This is a genomic window from Nostoc sp., from assembly GCF_036917435.1.
Taxonomy (GTDB): Bacteria; Cyanobacteriota; Cyanobacteriia; order Cyanobacteriales; family Nostocaceae; genus Nostoc.
This window is the reverse complement of the sequence record NZ_JBALDM010000030.1, coordinates 41,900-58,767: the sequence shown is the minus strand read 5'-3', so window position 1 is coordinate 58,767 and position 16,868 is coordinate 41,900. Positions and strand designations below refer to the sequence as shown.

The following is a 16,868-nucleotide window of genomic DNA, read 5'->3' as shown; positions in this document are numbered from 1 at the left end:
CAAACTGTAGACATTATTTTGACCACCTCCAGCCCAGGCGATCGCCATTTCCCTCTACTTCCCCCAATCCCCTATCAGCCATAGAAGCGAAGATGATCCGCACTTCGTCCGGCTGCATCCCCTCAAATAGGCGGCTAGCTTGCAGTAGGATTCGCGCTTTCAAAACCTCTCCTGGGTGCTGTTGTCCCCAGGTGAGGATAAATTGCTCAAACTCATTCATGACTAAAGATTGCTCTAGCACCTCATCATTTCCCCCGCCGGAGATTTCCACAGGTGCGATCGCACTTTGACCCCAACTACTTAAGTCCAGTTCACAAGGGCAGTCATCGACCATAAACCGTTTCTTTCCGCCAGCTTTGAGCCATTGTTCTAACTGGGGATTCTTCAGTGTTGATTTGGCGTAATCTTGGGCTTTCTTCCCTAAACGAATACGCACAAAGCAAGTATCTAGGATGTCAGCGTCACCTTCAAGGGCGAAATTAGCAGCTGTATCATTCTGGGCTAGAACCATAATGAACTGTTTACGCTTTCTTCCTACCTTGGCGTGTTGCCTAATCCACTGTGGCGCATTACCACAGTCAGCTAGTACCGGGAATTCTTCGGCAATATAAAATCGAGCAAACTCTTGGGGAATGTCTTTTGAAACTTCCTTACGGTACACTCGCATCTTTTCTAAGTGGTCAAGCGCTGACTGCATCGCTTTATGCACTTCCGGCAAGCCACCGTCACCGATTAGATCGCTCGGTTCGACCCAACCCCAATCTCCTTTGGCGCTGTCTACATCGTAGACAACGACCTTACCGCCGATGCGGGTAGAGAAATATTGAGCCAGCGTTGATTTACCGTCACCGGTTCCCCCAACTAAGGCAACGTGTTTTAGTACTTTGTTGACGTACTCAACTGGGTCAGTGATTAAATTATCTGGTTTCCAGTCTTGGTTAAAACTGCCTACAGTCAAGGCTAGCTGTGCAGTTGTCTGTGTTTGGGTTCTAGCCAAAGCTTGAAAGTTTATCCGTGATGCGCGGTCGATGTCGCCAAGTGATTCTTGTAGGAGTTTGGCTGTTTGGCGATGTCTGCGACCGATTTCTAAAGTACCAACGGAGGCCGCTAGTATCCACGGCTTTGATTCAGGCTTTTGACTCGCTCCCAAAAACAACAGTCCACAGCTAACAGCCAAGCTCCCCCAAAACGACCACTTGGCACAGGCGTACATTTGCAAGTGTTGATGCAATTGGGAAGGGTGTAAATCGCCGCTCATATTCCCAGCAGTACCCCCACAGCGACTAACCCAACTCGCAGCAGCAAAATATCTTTGACCTCTGGGATGATTTGGCGCAAGTAAAGCAGGACAATCCCAGCGATCGCCAAAATCCCCAATACCCCCAGGCGAATAAAATTAGGCATGGGTATACTTACCCAACAGCTGCTTAATAAAGCAGGAATCGCCACGGTAGAGGCAAGTTCATAAACTAAATCTGGCAGATTGTCTGGCAGCGCGATCGCATTCACCCACCCTTTTTTGAATTCCTCTAGCCTGGATAGTTCGACTGCACTAGCGACTGGGGAATACCCTCGTTCGCTCGGAACCTCTACTACTATTTTTTGCTCATCTGCCACACTGCACCTCGATTTTGAAGTAGAAAGGGCGATTACTCTCCTGCTTCAGAAGTGCAGCGATCGCAATTACTAAAGCCGAAGCAGTGCAAATTAATATCATTGCTTGATTCACTACTGCCCCCCTAGCAATTTGTCGGCGGCATCTAGTACTGTCTGTCTCTGTTCTGGGGTCAGTTTGTCGTTACCGTCACAGGGGATAACCTCCATCTGCGTCCCGGCACGGTAGAGGGCATTATTTTGCAAGTTTTCGTCGTCTGTTGACCTGGCTTTAGCAACATAGCGCTGGACGTAGGATTTGTTGATGTCTTCTGTCATAATCTTGAATGTGTGTGGTTTTCATTGATGTGGCCGCATGACAACGGCGATCGTGCTTCTTGGGAAAATGCGATCGCCTTTAAAAATCCGTTTTACTTGCACTGGTCGAGTTGAAATTAGTCACGACCCAAACCTGTTGAGACTGGCGAATTGCCGGTTTGAATTCAATTGGTCGTCGGGTATCCAAACACATGGCCCGACCTTCGTTTAATTTGACGTGTAAGTTCTTTCCAGATTTGGAACGCGAGAATAGTTGACCGACTTCAAGCAAGGCCCAAGTAATCGGTGCTTTACCCACTACATAGTCGGCTTGATGGCTGTCATACCCTTCGGAGAGTGGGTCAATAGTTAAGTCCTTCCATTCCTTCTTTCGCCCTTTGCGGCTGTTAACGGTGCTTGTCAGTCGCCCGTTAAGGGGTTTGTCTGTGGTCTGTTGGTCGGTCATAGTGCGTTAATAGTCGCTCAATAATGTGGGCTGATTTTGGTCGTGGATTGCTTGTGCAGCAAGGTATTGGGCGTTTTCGTCCTCTACCGCCGCGGTGATTTTCTCCCCTAATAAATGAAATGTAATCTCCCCCGCTAGATCCAGTAGCTCATCGTTTTCGAGTGCGTCGCAGCCCGCAATAAGTTCTTCGGGAATATCCTGGAATCCGCATTCTTCATACTGGTGTGCAACGCTGGTCTGTTCCCGCAGCGCTAGGAAAATTAGGCTGTTCAAGCCCAAAGATTGGGCGCGGTCAAAGTTCTTGCTGTACTTAATGATCTCAAGTCGCTTCATTTTTGTTAGATTCATTTCGTCCATCTTTCAATGTGATTTATTTTCGTATCGGGTTCTCCAGGGCAGTTTGCTCTGGATTTTTAATGGCTGCTAACCCAGCGACGCTACGACTTATGGGTGAATGCAGTTGTCAGTTATCGGTTGTCTGTTTCCCCTAGCAGGTCTTTGGTATTTGCTCAGTGCTGGCAGGCTGCTATCTCTGCCTGGTTTGGGGTGGGGCTTGTATGAAAAAGTTTTACATACCGGAAACTAATGATATATTAAACATACCGAAAACTAAAGTCAATAGTTTTCGGTATGAAATTCAGTTTGAGGTATGTAAAATAGGCTTACTGTTGTGAAAACACAAGAAAATGGCAAGACCACGGAAGTTAGCAGAGGACGCAAAGAATGTGTCTCTGAACCTGAGCGAGAAAGATTGGGATTTGTTTCTGTTCAAAGCCAAATCAATGGGATTGAGCAGATCGGAACTGGTAGCGAAGATAGGCAGAGGGGAAATACCACTAGGTCAGGAAAACAAGGAGAAACTACTTCTGGCAAAGTCTTAGAGCGTCTTGAGCTTATCGAGAATGCTTATCTTGACTATGTTGACGATCAGCAGCAGCATTTAGAAGATCGTTTAGTTCAGGCTAAGAAGCAGAAAGAAGTCTTTAAGCTAGCAGTTCAAGCGCTGAAACAAGAAATATATGATTTAGTTTCTACTGAGGAACTTCAAAATCAAGAGTAAAGCCGTTTACCTATCCAGGTAGACGGCTTTATTCATGGATATGTCGCCTACTGCCATCAGCAGGCGACGCATCTGTGATTATTCGGGATTGAGTTGCGATCGGAGATCATCTAACGGCGATCGTGGCTCACCAGAAACTACAGAAGGATTATGCTGAGGGACTTTTGGGTTATCCGGGATAAACTCCAGCCGAAACTGAATTTTACCTTTCTGCCAGCCGCCACCTTCAATTTGAAGTACCTCACACTGAATTCCTGTTCCATGAAACCACATGCAAAGGGGGTCGCCAAGATGAGTTTTGATAGCTGCGTGCAACTGACTTACTTTCAAGGTTTCTCCAGCCTTAAAAGTGAATGCGCTGTGCATCGTCACAACGTCATTTTGATTTAGTTCCATTTTTAGATTTTCTCTTTCGGTTAACAACATGGCGGCTCAAGCTGCAAACTTGATCCGCCTTCCCTAATCTTTCCCAGACCACCAAGGAATAAAACCAATGATCAGAGCTAAATTCACCTGTCAGCAAAAGACTCTCAACCACGAAACCCAGACAGAAACAGTTATCCTCACCCCAGTAACCAGCAACCCACCCAACGAAGAAAACCTGACCTTTTGGAAAGCGACACCAGCCGGTTGGATTGAACTTCAAATTACCAACCCAGAGGCATCTGCTCAGTTTTCTGTAGGGACTGACTATTACGTTGACTTCACTGCTGTTTAAGGGAGTGCGATCGCTCTTACCCAATGCCCAATGCCCAATGCCCAATGCCCAATGCCCTATGCCCTTTAAACCACCATACCCAAACTTCGACAACCTCATAAACAAGACAGATGCCGAAATGCAGCGATTGGGCTGGACAACAGAACAGGGGCGAGAGCATTTGGTGAAGTATTACGGGAAGCGATCGCGGTTGATGCTGACCGAAGAGGAGTTAGACAACTTTCTGCTTTACCTGCAACTGACCGATTCCCCAATCCCTAGTTAACCAAAATGTTTGGCTTCGACAACTCTAATAAGGCGATCGTTCATTTTCTTGGAAAAATCAAAGATAACAAAGAAGCTGCAAAGCTTACCCACGGAGAAGTACGAGCTTATGCCAGGTTAATTCTAAACATGGTTCCGTTCTTAGACATTGACAAACCGGAACAGGTTAAGTTTTTGCTCGCGGCGATGTCCAGCCCTGGGCTGCCACACTACGATCGCTCCTTTGCAGCAGAACAGATTCTCAAATTGCTAGAGGAGCAAGAGCAACGCAAGCTCAATTGTCCCGATGGATTTTGAACTTGTAAAGTGCGATCGCAGTTGCCTAAAAAATTGGCTAATAATGACCTCACCCGTCACCACCTTACACAGCAACGATTCTGACCCGTCACCTCACCCGTCACCTCACCCGTCACCAACCCGTCACCAATGAAAAAGCCGAACCCAACAGCGATAATTTTTAGATTTTGGCAGTGGGGTGCTATGCACTCACCCCACTTCAATCGCTTCATATTCGAGATTGAAACAGTACGCCTTAACCTAGTGATTCGCTTGCCAAAATGGGCACATGAATTATTCGTAATCAGATTGTCCTTTGTTTACCCCACAAGGGTAGCTACAAATGCTCCTCATGCTGCTGTTCAGGGATTTATAAATTACATGAAAACACAAGGAATTGAAGTAGACCACGGCATCATTGATGGCATCCCTTTTTAAGTAAACAGCTATTTTTACCAGGAGAAAGACATGAAAAACAGACATAAAAAGCTGAGTGAATGTAACAGCATTCCTCAGCCAAATAAAACATCAATTTCATTAAATTATAGCATATTTGGAGGGAGAAATGATTAACGTAACTCTCTCACAGCAAGCATCTCCGGCGCTAAGTGCTGAATATCAACAGCCTAATCCCAGAAACAGATTCCAATCCTTTAACGAGTTTAAAGAGTTCGTCGAAACTAACTTTATAGACGGCAGTGGCATTGATTCAGAGCTATTTAAATATTGCATTGAATTTCATGAAGACCAAGAATTTGACTATGGCGGAGAAGTTACTACCCCCATTCATGAGGCATTAAATTGGACGTTTACCCGATTTACCCAACAAGTCAAAGAGCCAATGTACGCCGCTTTCTTTATGAACGAAGATGGTACGGTCTGGCAAGCCGTTGTCTCCCTCTGGGACGAAGACCGTCAGCGACCTTACAGTTATTTAGCTCCCAAAGGCAATGGCGATCGCGTTTATCTCCCACCAGTTCCCCCATCTACGAGAAAACGCATTGCTTCCCGGTATGGGGTAGAAGTGCCAATGGACGGCAGTTTCTGGGAATGGGTTGAAACCGCTCCCCTTCCCCGTATTATTGGCGAAGGTGGTAAGAAGGGGCTATCCATGCTCAGTCAGGGATATGTCCCGCTCCCACTCTATGGCTGTAGCTCCGGTGGACGGCAAGAACTAATTCCGGATCTGAGACGATTCAACCAAGAGAGTGCAATTTGGCTGTTTGCCCTAGACCGTGACAGCAAAGAAAAAACCAGACATCGGGTTAATGCTGCCAAACGAGATTTAGGAAATGTCTTGGAGAGGGATGGATTTAAGACCTACAGAGAAGATATTGTCTGGTCATCAGAAGATGGCAAAGGAGTAGACGACCTGATGGTTAACAAAGGATTTGGTGCTTTTGACTCAGCTTACAATCGAGCGATCGCCAGATTGGAGAAGCAATTCAAGCCAGGTGGTCATGTCTCATCTGAAAAAGAAGAGAAACACAAAAACCCGCCCCCTGACCAGATGGCGAAAAGAATAGCCGCGTATCACCGCGAGAAGTTCGCATTCGACAACGAAACAAAGCAATGGCGCAGATACGCAGCTGACTTTGACGGGGTTTGGTCTAACGAATCCCCCGAATACATGGAATCCCTAATCTATAAAATTATTGTGGAGGAAGGAGCTTACAATTTTGGTCCCGATTATGTCACAGGTATTGTAAAAATCCTTCGGCACGAGCTTGTCGAGCGTCAGTGGAACCAAGTCTCATCCCGCGAATTTCTACCGTTCCTCAATGGCGTGGCAGAAGTTAAAACGGGTGAACTATTGCCACACGACCCTAAATATCGGCTGACTTGGTGCTTGCCAAGAGATTATTCTGCTCTTGGTGGAACCTGGGAAAGTATCAACACATTCCTAGAACACCTGGCGGCTGGCAATGCTGACATCAAGGAATTACTGATTTGTTACTGTAACGCAGTAATCAAAGGTCGATACGACTTACAGAAATTTCTTCACCTCATTGGATTGGGTGGAACGGGTAAGGGAACATTCACCAGATTACTGACTGAATTAGTTGGTAAGCAAAATGTTTTGGTAACTAATCTCCCCATCTGGTGTACCAATCAATTTGAGGGAGCGAATGCTTTCGGTAAGCGACTGGTGATATTCCCAGACGAAGATCCTTACAGGGGAAGCATAGGCAGATTCCTCAGTTTGACTGGTGAAGACCAGGTTAGGGCTGAAGAGAAGAGACAGAAATCTTTCAACTTTGACTACCAGGGAATGACCTTAGTAGTCTCCAATTTCCCCGTTTTCAGTGGTGGCAGTAGCAGCCGAGCTAAACGTCGAACCATCACCGTTCCCTGTAACAACACTGTTCCCGAAGCGAAGCGCCAACAGTTATCTAACATATTCGAGCCGGAATTAGCAGCATTTACCAACTACTTGCTGTCAATCAGTGACGATCGCGTTACCGCAGTCCTCAGAGGCAAGAAAGAAATCCCAGAATGTACCTTAGAATTCTGGAACAACCAAATGAAGGGTGATTCAGTCGCCGCCTGGATCAATGACAAAGTTATTTATGATGCAAACGCGGTGACTGCGATCGGGAACGACAGAAACGAAGGTGCAAATGGCGAACAAACTCAGACCTTGTTTGGATCTTATAACCGCCATTGTCAGGCTTCTGGCGATTCGCCCAAGAGTATCAAGGTTTTTAGCCCCGATTTAATAGAGCTTTGCCAGACAATTCTGAAGTGGCCAGTCCAAAAAGAGCATACCAAGACTGGCAAGTTTCTCAGGGGACTACGGTTAAGGACTTGTTTAGATGAACACATCCCAACATACGATTACTTACTCATGAAACGGGTGACGGATGGTGACGGGTCAGGTGACGGGTCAGGTGACGGGTCAGAACCCCTGCCAGATAAAGAGATGACGGATAGTGCTGATGTAACCCCAACTTATATAGAGGAAAAATCTGAAATTGAAGTTCACTTTCCCATCGAGGACAACTGCGATGTAGTACGTCAGCCCAAACTAGCGGAACTTGGTTTTAAAACTAGAGACACAATCCGTATCACCGCCTGCCCTGGCAGACCCGAACTAATTGGAAGGGAAGAAACTATTGATAGACTTGCCGATAGAGTTATCAAGACTGAATCGGGATTACGCTTTTTAGCTGGAGAATTTGAGAAATGTTCACCATCAAAAACCAGTCCTACTTTTACCGTCTTACTGAAAGGTGATATCTGTCACTGCTCACTGCACAATAAAAAAGCGAAAATCCAAGAAATAATCGTCACCAAAGCAGAGGCTAAAGTCATTCTTGCTGGCGACATAGAAGTAATCCGCGTTAAGCTGTCTGACCTTACGGCATTGTCATGGAAGCCGGAACCGGGAAGAACTGCTATGTACGGCGGAGAACTGGTGAAGATTGTCGGTTTCAGAAACAATGGCAGGGAATTGCAGATAGAGTATGCGTCTGGCAGGTTTGACTATGTTAAGTCCAGTAAGCTCAGTGAACCCAATACCTGATGCCCAATGAAAAGCGATCGCCCTTCTCTCTTGAGTGCGATCGCCGAAAACATGTGAATACTTGAACTTTAGGGTATTCGCCCTGAAACGATAAGTCAAAAGCGATCGCTATTTGCAATAAAAATTAACTACGAATAAGTACTGTTTTTAAAAATCAACTATTGATTTGAACTTCCTGTTTTGCCTCCCAACAAGGTAAAACAGGTACATTTTTGATGCTTACATAAGTGATTTCGCTGTAATTGTCTCTAGGTAAGGCTTGTGGAATACTTCGATGTTCCACTTCTACATAAAACTGGAACATTTACATGAATTTGTAAACCGAATACAACGGATTTATTCACTTCATAAAATCCGCTTTTATTTGAAATGTCAGAACCAAGTTTAGTGCAAGTCTTCGGAACTGGTGCAACGAGATTAGCAAATGGTGCTACTACTTCTACCTCTGGGTTATTTATTCCTGATAGCGCACTGACAGCAGCCGGGTTAGCTACACCATCAACTGCAACAGCAGAAGGGCATTTAGTAGCGATTGTAAAAAATGCTGAATCTTATTTAACTCAAACTAACTTCGATGCAAACATCGACCAATCTTTAATAGTTACAGATGGCTTTTCCAGCTTCACAACTAGAGGAACTGATAACACTGCTTATCGGCAAGATCAAAAGACAATATCACTCGCCAAAATTGACACTGGTTCGACTATCAACCCAGGTGATTACTAATGACTTGCACCGGGCGGAAAGGTAGATGGACAATCTCATATACTTTTCGGGATAGCCCTCGGCCTGATGCTATATATCCAAATTCAACTGAAGATGATAGCCCATTCTTTAGCAATGAAGGAGGTCAAGCGATATTGCGATCTGCATGTGATGGGCGCAATATGGAGCCGCCTTATTTTGCTGGTCAGTTTAGCACTGTAAACATTACAAGCTCTGTTTTTACACCCGATGCCGGACAAGCAGACACATCTAAATACGACTGCATAAATGGAGGTTGCATAAAAAATAGTGCATACAATACCCCTGGTTTGTACGCTTCCTTGAGCGATTGTGAATTAGCTTGCGGCACTGGGTGTAGTGGTCAGTGTATCAGCAATAGTGATTGGTCGCAAATTGAAGGTTTAGCTTCACAAATTAGAAGTAAGGAGTGTGGATAAGTGAGCGCTTCTAGCACTATAGGTAATCTGCAAAGCGCACTTAATTGTGCTGGTAAGTGTGATTGTTGTGCAAAATTACAGGCTCAAATTGATGCTATCAATGCAAAGCTGATTACTGAAGGGAAGGTAAGATTAATAGCTCAAAATGTAGTTGATGAAAGTAAACCAACAATTGTACAAACTACAAAATTAGCATTACAGCCAGATATTAGCGCAGCAGTAGCAGGTGGAATTGTAGTAGTAACAACGAAACTACAGCCACAGATAGATAATGGAATTTCTACAGCAAGGACGGCGCTCGCAAAAGCATTTAGCGCTGAAAGTGCCTCTACAAACGCTGAAAGTAATTCACTTGCAGCCAAGCGAAAAGCAGAAGAATCTATATCAGAAGCAGTTAAGGCTAAAAATGAGGCGCTATCCGCCAAAAATGAAGCAGGAACTGCCACAGCTACAGCACGAGGAGCAAATACAAAAGCAGTATCTGCTGAATCTACAGCTAATCAAGCTTCATCTGTCGCAGGTACTGCCAAAACTATCGCCAATCATGCCTTTGATGAATCACATGCAGCTATAAATAAAAGCTTAAATGCTGAAAGAGTGTCAACTAGCTCACTAGAAATATCCAGAGCGGCTTCACTGGAATCAGAACTTGCAAAAGGTATTGCTAATCAAGCAGATTTTAAGGCAGGCAATGCAGTGAATCAGTCCACAACTGCCATATCTACGGCAGCCAGGGCATCGAAGGAAGCTCTTGACGCTAGTAATGCAGTAGGGGGTTTGAAGGGAATAATTAATGGTATAGGCGCTAAAGTAAATCAACTAGGAGAACTAATCGGCAAAGTTGAAAAACTGGCTGGTGATGCAATTACCAAAGCCGCAAAAGCGGTTGGTATAAGTAGTGAAGCATTAGCTGCTACAGGTAGATTGGCAGGAAAAGTACTTGAAATATTTAATGCTCTCGCGGCCATTGCCACTCTCATAGAGCAACTACAAACTTTGTTAATACTTGGCGATCGTATTGATGCAATTGAAAATGCAATAGTCAGGCTTGGGAATGATGTCTCTGGTATTCTCGGTAAATTACTTGGTTTACAAAATCGCATCTCAAGAAATGAAGCAACAATCGGAGAAGTAAAAAATATTGCCCTTGATGCTAAAGGCATTGGTGAAGCTGCACGATTGCAAGCAGGTGCGGCGCAAGTAACAGCGACAAGAGCAGAGGCGATTGGAACCACCGCAAACAGCAACGCTTTGCAAGCTCAACTAACAGCCGATGGCGCAGTACGTAATGCAGCGACAGCCAACGCTAACGCCACAACCGCATACAAAAAAGCTACTGAAGCCCAAGGTATTGGTGAACAAGCCAAAAGTATTGCTGGTGATGCCCTGGGTAAAGCAGGTACAGCACTAACTACAGCACTAACAGCGATCGCACTTTACCAAGGATTCAAAGCACTGCGCGGATTACAGGGCATACCTGGAATACCCGGCAGGGACGGGCGAAATGGGATTGATGGGAGACAAGGCATTCCAGGTAGAGACGGTATAACAACTGTTGTTCAAGTGCCTGGGCAACCTGGTAGAGACGGCGCACCAGGAAGGCAAGGATTCCCTGGCAGGAATGGGGTAAATGGAAGAGACGGAAATATGAATCCAGCAGATTTAGCTTCATTACGTGGATTTATTGCAGCACAACATACAACAACTCGTGCAAGTGCAGCAAGTGCTATAGGAGGATTGAAAACATTTGTTGGTACTGGTTTCACAGCGCTGACAGCACTAACTACAGCGATAGGTAGTAGTGTAGTTTTCAGTGCAGCATTAAATGTAATGACATTTGCTGCAACAATTCACAATGCTTTGATGCTTAGTAATAATCTTGGGCAAACATTAATTAGTATTATTGATCAAGTGACGGGCTTCTTGTTGCCGAAAGGAATTGATGGTACACCAATAAGCCTTAGCACTGTACTAGGTAAAGCAGCGCATGAAATAATTGCAGATACTATTGGTGAAGCTAATTACAGAGAATTGAGTGAAGATTTCCAAAAGGCAAACAGAATTTACCAAGCTGCGTCAAATGTATTTAATCAGATTACTAACCTTGGTGGAATTATTACGGCTGGTTTAGAAGTTGTTGCTGGTAATGTCGCACAGATTGGTAATGCACTTAAAAAGTGGGGTGCTGTCGGCGAAAAAGCCTATAACTTTATGAACCCACAACCAAATTTAAAAGGGAAGTTTTTTACTTTCTTGAACAATGCTAATGAAAAAGCCCAAGCTATTGCTATGGTAGTTGCAATACCAATTGCTATTAAAGAAGCTCTTGGAGGAATTAATACTAGTGTCGCTGACCTCAAACGAGAGATTTCACAGACTGACCCTAAAGATGAATATGGACGACCAATCTTGGACTCAGAGGGTAAAGTTGTTCATTACAAACCAGGTTTAGAGATACCAGTTCCAATTGTTGTAGAGGCGAAAGAAAATCAATCTAAAGCTGACAGCACTAATTTCCTTGAGCTAGTGCTAGAAGATATTTTTGATGGAGGCGATTAGATGACAGAAATCGTACCAAAGTCGCCACCAGAAGATTCTCTTCCCGATGGCTTCGATCCATTTGAACATTTACAAAAAATTTACATACCTCAACACAATATTTTAGTAAGTCGATACTTCTCTGATTTGGGAGAAGATTGGAAACCAAATATTGCAACCGCTAGAAGTAGTTTAAGAGTTGCCTGCACAATGCAGGACTCTGATAATCAATTAATGATGAACTTGCGGCATCATTTATTGTTTGATTTGTTGGGATATGGCAGAAAAAATTTAGCTATCTACTATGGCTCTATAGAAAATATTGAGCCGCCAGTTGAAGGACATCCAAAAATAGTATTTTATTTTTCCCAAGATTCTGCGTCTGTACCAGCTACTCAAGATTATAAAGCTGATGCTGAATACAGCGTTAGATTAATGGATTTAGAAAATACCTCTACTAACTTGCATTCTAAATTAGTAGAGATAGCGACTGAAATAAAAACACAATTTGTAGATGCTAAACAAGGAATTATCCTTACTAAAGGTAATTTGGCAGTTGGCTACAAAGACCCAAAACATGGATTCTCTATAGGGCGGAGAGTATTAAGTAGTACAGAAGCTGATGCAATTGATATTTATAGGAGAATGTGCAATGTAATTGATGTCCCTTTTGATGAGGAAAAAATTACTGTAAGTAATCCGAAAAAACCAAGTACTGTAGGTGCTGTTACCCAAACTCAAGTAATTATGGGTAAAACCCGTAAAAAACGTGCTTATCGACGTGTAGTAAATGTGAGATTTCGGTATGCCTACGCATTAATTCCAGGCGAACCACAACCAGTATTTTTAATAGATACGACATCTAGATATACTCCCTTAGTTAAAATTTAAAACCACGCTAAAAACTAAAGGAAACATATATGTTTCCGAAAAACAAACCATGCGAAAACTGTTGCTATAGTTGATTTGCAGTCGGGTTTTATTGAAAAAAAAATGGCTTATAAAGACATTAGTCGTGGTGTTAGTTTAGCTAAAGACCATGCAAATTATATAGTGTGGCTTAACAAAAATACAGGAGAGCGGCAGGCATCGTATGCAGCTATTACAACCCCTGCCAATCGAGTAAAAACTGAACGAGTTCCTGGCTATATTATTCCATTCGATCAAAATGGATCGGGACTTGTTTATCTTCCTACAAGATTAATTTCAGCCACCCAAGCTGGCAGAGGATCGGCTCTTGCTACAACTATAAAAGGAATAGTTGATGAATTTACTTTCAGTACTACTGAAGTTGCAGCCTTAACAACTCCTGACGTTCTTGATAGTGTCAAAAAATTCAAGTTTGCAAAGCTTACGGTTATCCAACGGGTACAAACATCAACAACTAAAGAAGCTTCTCGGATTACAGGCAGACAATATTACAGACATGAAAATGATTCTGTTACTGCCCATTTTGGAAAAAAAATAGCTGCTGATACCTATGACAGTGTAGTTACAGCTATTAAAGCCAAATCCGCATTTAATGCATTATTTACTGGAAGCGAAAATGCTTTAGCTAGCAAATATCGCTTCGTCCCAGAAGGTGTATAAAAATGTCAATTGCATCTGACAATAATTTGCTGTGGGTTCCGCCAGACATCAGCGATTTATTAACTGTATCTGTTCAGGGAGATGCTGATGATAATACTGTTCAAGGAATGCTTATTATCAATGGTGCTGCTAGTCAATGGCTAAACGGCACGTTGGATGATTACAGCTATTTTGAATTACTGAACCATTTTGGAATTGACCCTTTTCGTTTTGTTGGTGAAGTTGAAGAACACATGGCTTTATTGATGAGATGACACGCAATTTACAGCTAGGGATAGAAAGTAATTGGCATTTGCAATACAGTGAGTCTTTCCCTGCTGTAAGTTACCTCAACGATTCATCAGGAAAGCCAATTTATCAAAGAATAACTGAAATAAATATTCCTGTAGTTTTCGATAAATCTATCATTGCCGTCTCTGTCAATACTGCTGTTCCTGTAGGCAAGATTTGGAAGTATGCCGGATATTTGCGCCGTAGTTTAACAACTGGTTTGGGTGCAAGTTTTGTAGGTGAACCAGAAAGTTTATTCTTAGGCAAATTTAATTTAATATTTTTTAGTGACTTGAATATTAATTATTTCTTATCTCTTCAAGTTCCTAAATGGTTTACTAGCGCAAACGTCGCTATTTATCAATATGAAGGAATAGATACGTCAACGCTAGAAAATGATGTAACAGCGATAAAAATAGCACTAGGAATATAATGAAATTTGATCCTGCTATGGCAGGCTTTTTACTAGCTCTTGTGGGTTCTCTGTCTGGCTGGGTCGCTTGGTGGAACGGCAAACGGCAGCAAACAATTCAGAAAGCTGTTACTGATGCCGAGAAAGCCCTTAACGATAAGCGCAATTTTGATCACCTGGTTAGAAATCAGTCAGAGATTTCCAAAAATATCGCCTACGGCTTCAAGGACATAGATGAGCAAATGGCGGATCAGAATAATGAACTTAGAGAAATCAAGGCTTGGTTAATTCGTGGCAAGGCAAGCGAGTAATCCTCTGGGGATTCAGGGTAACTGAAACTTTTATGGGGACTCTAGACAAATTGGGCATTGGGCATTGGGGATTTATAGCCCAGCCTGGATTTGAACCAGGATTTCTCGGAACCGGTTAACCCGCTACAAGCCGTCCTACCTTAGACTACTGGGCTAACTAATTTTACTCACTGGGGATTCACTCTAGTAGGCGTTTTTATTCAAACTAGTCAAAGCTTTAGTGGCATTTACCCTTGATGAATGGGGCTTTTGGAGCGTGCCGCAAACTTGATTTAGTCAAGAATTAGTCAAGGATGATTTTAGAGTGCTGGAAGTAGTGGGTGACCTGAGATTCGAACTCAGAACCAATAGATTAAGAGTCCATTGATCAGACGACTTGGTAGTGAGATCGCAGCCTTATTAGGCAAGGTTTAGGCAAAATTTCGGGATAAAAATCTAAGAAGTGATTACTAGCAGGGACTCAAAGCCAAAATTCTTTCGGACTGAAAATCCTCGTGTCACCGGTTCAAGTCCGGTTCCTGGCATATTTAAATAGGTAAAAAGCCTTGATATATCAAGGATTGAAGAAAACCACCTTAGTAACTGTAGAAAAACTAGCGGTGGTTTTTACATTTTTTAACTTGACTTTGACTATGAATTGACTTTGTATCCGGGAGAAGGTTGATACCCATTGGTGTCAACTTAAGCTCAAAGCTTTGTCCCACAGCCGTTTTACCCCCCTTAATCCCCCCTTTACAAGGGGGGAAATGATATTTCCAGTTCCCTCATGAGTAGCCGTACTGAATCTGTCGAAAGAATAAATTACCTTTACAAGGGGGAAATGATATTTCCAGTTCCCTCCCCTTTATAAGGGGAGGGATAGGGTGGGGTAACGCGGATCGTGATGGTAAGTGAGTGAACTCAATATTCAGTTTTCACAAGGGTTTCACGTTAAGTTGACACCAATGGTTTATACCCCGCCCCTTGTGGGCGATCTTTTAACTCAGCACTCGGAACTCAGCACTCTTCATTAATTGCCCGCATAATTCGTCATATTAAACCTCATATCGAATACATAGTACAAATATACTAAATTGCTGCTAAAATGCCTTAAAAGTCAGCTAGCCTTACTTGAGGTAGTATGAAAAAAATTCTAGACACGGACAAAAAGCCCATTTTGCTGAAAGTTTCGCTATTGCAGCCTCTATCTGTAACTACTGCAATAGTTCCATTGCAACCGCAACAGGAAAAAATCATCAGTGAACGGGAGCGTTTGATAACACAAGTTGAGCGCATCAATCAGATGGCGCGAGAGTTAGAAGCAGCCATATTGGAGTTGAAAGCGATCGCTAACACACTGAATAGTCAAAAATGTTACCCACTATTGAAGAAAGAGATAGGCAAACACATTTGTCAGTATTTCGCAGTTAGCGTCCCTTGGGTAAAACGAAAGCCTGATGAATCATTTATTTTGACAACGCGAAAAATTGATTTATTCCGAGCTGAAAGGGAAGCTGCACTGCTAGCACAGCAACTTCGTCAGCAAACCAAAAAAAGATTAGCATCGCAGCGACACAGAAAAAACAAGAGTGGGGCGGAGGTTGACACAAGACACTTATGCAAAAAGGCACTAGTCAACAAATCTTAAAATTATCAACATTCAACGGCAGTTCACGTCTGGGGTTGTAACAGTTATGCTGATTGAAGTGGCAGAAGGAACTTCTTCGTTAAAATTGCTAGATATTACACTGCCATTGCTAATGGCCGCCAACTATGGTTGCAATTAGACAAAACTGCCCTAATATTTGCACTTCGGTAAAGCAGAGTGCAACATCAGGCACAATCAATCAGCGCACAGAAGAGGTAAAAAGAAGGTGTTAAAGACACTTTTAGTAATTGCCGTTGGTTTTTTACCGTCCCTGATTTCTCTGTGGGCGATCCGTAAAACCCATACGCGATCGCGCTTACGAATGAGGCAAGCAGCCATGAATTTGTCAGTGGTGCAGGGACGGCAAAACCTTATACCAGTTGAGAGCGATCGCTATTATTTAGAAGGGGTGGGTTATCTGATTGGCGACATCAGCTGCAAATTTAATGCTCGATCTGGCTACATGCGTTGTGCTGTCAATCCTGACGGACCATGTAACGGTTGCCGTCACTACGAACCAAAAGAATTAGCTCGCAATGAAAATAAGCTTTAACGCTCTTTATATTACTCCCATTAAATAATATACCTCTTGCAACCAATTATTGTGGATTGAAAAAATCCCAAGTTTAGTTAGGCTCTCGATTTGATAGCTTTTTCTGTGCTTATATCGCAGATGTCAATTGAAGCAAGCTAAAAAGGCTCTACTATAATTTTGGAGGGGTTTAACCTTGTTTCT

The 16,868-nt window shown here is 43.3% G+C and carries 23 protein-coding genes; 16 read left to right on the top strand and 7 right to left on the bottom strand.

The annotated features are described in order from the left end of the window. Positions 1 to 13: 13 nt before the first annotated feature. The 6 genes from V7K98_RS12400 to V7K98_RS12375 all read right to left on the bottom strand — a co-directional run bounded on the left by V7K98_RS12400 (position 14) and on the right by V7K98_RS12375 (position 2,734). Complete coding sequence (locus V7K98_RS12400) at positions 14 to 1,258, bottom strand: hypothetical protein (RefSeq protein ID WP_335022130.1); 1,245 nt, start codon at positions 1,256 to 1,258, stop codon at positions 14 to 16. Next, entirely contained in the window at positions 1,255 to 1,617 is a 363-nt protein-coding gene (locus V7K98_RS12395) for a hypothetical protein (RefSeq protein WP_335022129.1), read from the bottom strand. Before V7K98_RS12395 ends, V7K98_RS12400 begins: the two co-directional genes overlap by 4 nt. Beyond that, positions 1,607 to 1,729 (bottom strand): hypothetical protein, encoded by a 123-nt coding sequence (locus V7K98_RS12390; RefSeq protein WP_335022127.1) that lies wholly within the window; start codon positions 1,727 to 1,729, stop codon positions 1,607 to 1,609. Before V7K98_RS12390 ends, V7K98_RS12395 begins: the two co-directional genes overlap by 11 nt. Then, positions 1,729 to 1,932, bottom strand: coding sequence for a hypothetical protein (locus tag V7K98_RS12385; protein ID WP_335022125.1), 204 nt, complete (start codon positions 1,930 to 1,932; stop codon positions 1,729 to 1,731). The genes V7K98_RS12390 and V7K98_RS12385 overlap by 1 nt, the downstream gene beginning before the upstream one ends. Positions 1,933 to 2,011: 79 nt before the next feature. Next, complete coding sequence (locus tag V7K98_RS12380) at positions 2,012 to 2,377, bottom strand: hypothetical protein (protein WP_335022123.1); 366 nt, start codon at positions 2,375 to 2,377, stop codon at positions 2,012 to 2,014. Positions 2,378 to 2,383: 6 nt separating this feature from the next. Then, positions 2,384 to 2,734 (bottom strand): hypothetical protein, encoded by a 351-nt coding sequence (locus V7K98_RS12375; protein ID WP_335022121.1) that lies wholly within the window; start codon positions 2,732 to 2,734, stop codon positions 2,384 to 2,386. Between the two features lie 313 nt (positions 2,735 to 3,047). Here V7K98_RS12375 and V7K98_RS12370 point away from each other — a divergent pair, with 313 nt between their 5' ends. After that, entirely contained in the window at positions 3,048 to 3,437 is a 390-nt protein-coding gene (locus V7K98_RS12370; protein WP_335022119.1) for a hypothetical protein, read from the top strand. Between the two features lie 78 nt (positions 3,438 to 3,515). Here the strand turns inward: V7K98_RS12370 and V7K98_RS12365 are convergent, their stop codons facing one another. Continuing rightward, a complete protein-coding gene (locus V7K98_RS12365) occupies positions 3,516 to 3,833 on the bottom strand; it encodes a KGK domain-containing protein (protein ID WP_335022117.1) in 318 nt (105 codons plus the stop codon). 97 nt (positions 3,834 to 3,930) lie between these two features. On the opposite strand from V7K98_RS12365, the gene V7K98_RS12360 reads away from it, so the two are divergent. From V7K98_RS12360 to V7K98_RS12290, 15 genes are all read left to right on the top strand, one after another. Then, the gene (locus V7K98_RS12360; protein WP_335022115.1) at positions 3,931 to 4,155 is read left to right on the top strand and encodes a hypothetical protein; all 225 of its coding nucleotides are present in this window, start codon (positions 3,931 to 3,933) and stop codon (positions 4,153 to 4,155) included. Then, positions 4,136 to 4,420 carry a hypothetical protein gene (locus V7K98_RS12355; RefSeq protein ID WP_335022114.1) on the top strand — a complete coding sequence of 95 codons (285 nt, stop codon included), beginning with the start codon at positions 4,136 to 4,138 and terminating at the stop codon, positions 4,418 to 4,420. The genes V7K98_RS12360 and V7K98_RS12355 overlap by 20 nt, the downstream gene beginning before the upstream one ends. Positions 4,421 to 4,425: 5 nt before the next feature. Continuing rightward, positions 4,426 to 4,716, top strand: a complete 291-nt coding sequence (locus V7K98_RS12350; protein WP_335022112.1) for a hypothetical protein — start codon at positions 4,426 to 4,428, stop codon at positions 4,714 to 4,716. Positions 4,717 to 4,845: 129 nt separating this feature from the next. After that, entirely contained in the window at positions 4,846 to 5,133 is a 288-nt protein-coding gene (locus V7K98_RS12345) for a hypothetical protein (RefSeq protein WP_335022109.1), read from the top strand. Between the two features lie 127 nt (positions 5,134 to 5,260). Beyond that, entirely contained in the window at positions 5,261 to 8,221 is a 2,961-nt protein-coding gene (locus V7K98_RS12340) for a phage/plasmid primase, P4 family (protein ID WP_335022107.1), read from the top strand. Positions 8,222 to 8,590: 369 nt separating this feature from the next. Beyond that, positions 8,591 to 8,947 carry a hypothetical protein gene (locus tag V7K98_RS12335; RefSeq protein ID WP_335022105.1) on the top strand — a complete coding sequence of 119 codons (357 nt, stop codon included), beginning with the start codon at positions 8,591 to 8,593 and terminating at the stop codon, positions 8,945 to 8,947. Next, a complete protein-coding gene (locus tag V7K98_RS12330) occupies positions 8,947 to 9,384 on the top strand; it encodes a hypothetical protein (RefSeq protein ID WP_335022103.1) in 438 nt (145 codons plus the stop codon). Before V7K98_RS12335 ends, V7K98_RS12330 begins: the two co-directional genes overlap by 1 nt. After that, complete coding sequence (locus tag V7K98_RS12325) at positions 9,385 to 11,943, top strand: hypothetical protein (protein ID WP_335022101.1); 2,559 nt, start codon at positions 9,385 to 9,387, stop codon at positions 11,941 to 11,943. Further along, positions 11,944 to 12,813 (top strand): hypothetical protein, encoded by an 870-nt coding sequence (locus V7K98_RS12320; RefSeq protein ID WP_335022099.1) that lies wholly within the window; start codon positions 11,944 to 11,946, stop codon positions 12,811 to 12,813. 102 nt (positions 12,814 to 12,915) lie between these two features. Then, positions 12,916 to 13,512, top strand: a complete 597-nt coding sequence (locus tag V7K98_RS12315) for a hypothetical protein (RefSeq protein ID WP_335022097.1) — start codon at positions 12,916 to 12,918, stop codon at positions 13,510 to 13,512. Between the two features lie 2 nt (positions 13,513 to 13,514). Next, positions 13,515 to 13,766 (top strand): hypothetical protein, encoded by a 252-nt coding sequence (locus V7K98_RS12310; RefSeq protein ID WP_335022095.1) that lies wholly within the window; start codon positions 13,515 to 13,517, stop codon positions 13,764 to 13,766. Continuing rightward, positions 13,763 to 14,215: a hypothetical protein gene (locus V7K98_RS12305; RefSeq protein WP_335022093.1), complete on the top strand. Its 453-nt coding sequence runs from the start codon at positions 13,763 to 13,765 to the stop codon at positions 14,213 to 14,215. The genes V7K98_RS12310 and V7K98_RS12305 overlap by 4 nt, the downstream gene beginning before the upstream one ends. After that, positions 14,215 to 14,505 carry a hypothetical protein gene (locus V7K98_RS12300; protein ID WP_335022091.1) on the top strand — a complete coding sequence of 97 codons (291 nt, stop codon included), beginning with the start codon at positions 14,215 to 14,217 and terminating at the stop codon, positions 14,503 to 14,505. The genes V7K98_RS12305 and V7K98_RS12300 overlap by 1 nt, the downstream gene beginning before the upstream one ends. Positions 14,506 to 15,625: 1,120 nt before the next feature. Further along, positions 15,626 to 16,132, top strand: coding sequence for a hypothetical protein (locus V7K98_RS12295; RefSeq protein ID WP_335022089.1), 507 nt, complete (start codon positions 15,626 to 15,628; stop codon positions 16,130 to 16,132). A 226-nt stretch (positions 16,133 to 16,358) separates the two neighbouring features. Then, positions 16,359 to 16,685: a DUF6464 family protein gene (locus V7K98_RS12290; protein ID WP_335022087.1), complete on the top strand. Its 327-nt coding sequence runs from the start codon at positions 16,359 to 16,361 to the stop codon at positions 16,683 to 16,685. Positions 16,686 to 16,868: the final 183 nt, after the last annotated feature.

Coding starts and splice junctions, on each gene's coding strand:
- V7K98_RS12400 (WP_335022130.1), bottom strand. CDS start 1,258: ATGAGCGGCGATTTACACCCTTCCCAATTGCATCAACACTTGCAAATG.
- V7K98_RS12385 (WP_335022125.1), bottom strand. CDS start 1,932: ATGACAGAAGACATCAACAAATCCTACGTCCAGCGCTATGTTGCTAAA.
- V7K98_RS12380 (WP_335022123.1), bottom strand. CDS start 2,377: ATGACCGACCAACAGACCACAGACAAACCCCTTAACGGGCGACTGACA.
- V7K98_RS12375 (WP_335022121.1), bottom strand. CDS start 2,734: ATGGACGAAATGAATCTAACAAAAATGAAGCGACTTGAGATCATTAAG.
- V7K98_RS12365 (WP_335022117.1), bottom strand. CDS start 3,833: ATGGAACTAAATCAAAATGACGTTGTGACGATGCACAGCGCATTCACT.
- V7K98_RS12360 (WP_335022115.1), top strand. CDS start 3,931: ATGATCAGAGCTAAATTCACCTGTCAGCAAAAGACTCTCAACCACGAA.
- V7K98_RS12350 (WP_335022112.1), top strand. CDS start 4,426: ATGTTTGGCTTCGACAACTCTAATAAGGCGATCGTTCATTTTCTTGGA.
- V7K98_RS12345 (WP_335022109.1), top strand. CDS start 4,846: ATGAAAAAGCCGAACCCAACAGCGATAATTTTTAGATTTTGGCAGTGG.
- V7K98_RS12340 (WP_335022107.1), top strand. CDS start 5,261: ATGATTAACGTAACTCTCTCACAGCAAGCATCTCCGGCGCTAAGTGCT.
- V7K98_RS12335 (WP_335022105.1), top strand. CDS start 8,591: ATGTCAGAACCAAGTTTAGTGCAAGTCTTCGGAACTGGTGCAACGAGA.
- V7K98_RS12330 (WP_335022103.1), top strand. CDS start 8,947: ATGACTTGCACCGGGCGGAAAGGTAGATGGACAATCTCATATACTTTT.
- V7K98_RS12320 (WP_335022099.1), top strand. CDS start 11,944: ATGACAGAAATCGTACCAAAGTCGCCACCAGAAGATTCTCTTCCCGAT.
- V7K98_RS12315 (WP_335022097.1), top strand. CDS start 12,916: ATGGCTTATAAAGACATTAGTCGTGGTGTTAGTTTAGCTAAAGACCAT.
- V7K98_RS12310 (WP_335022095.1), top strand. CDS start 13,515: ATGTCAATTGCATCTGACAATAATTTGCTGTGGGTTCCGCCAGACATC.
- V7K98_RS12305 (WP_335022093.1), top strand. CDS start 13,763: ATGACACGCAATTTACAGCTAGGGATAGAAAGTAATTGGCATTTGCAA.
- V7K98_RS12300 (WP_335022091.1), top strand. CDS start 14,215: ATGAAATTTGATCCTGCTATGGCAGGCTTTTTACTAGCTCTTGTGGGT.
- V7K98_RS12295 (WP_335022089.1), top strand. CDS start 15,626: ATGAAAAAAATTCTAGACACGGACAAAAAGCCCATTTTGCTGAAAGTT.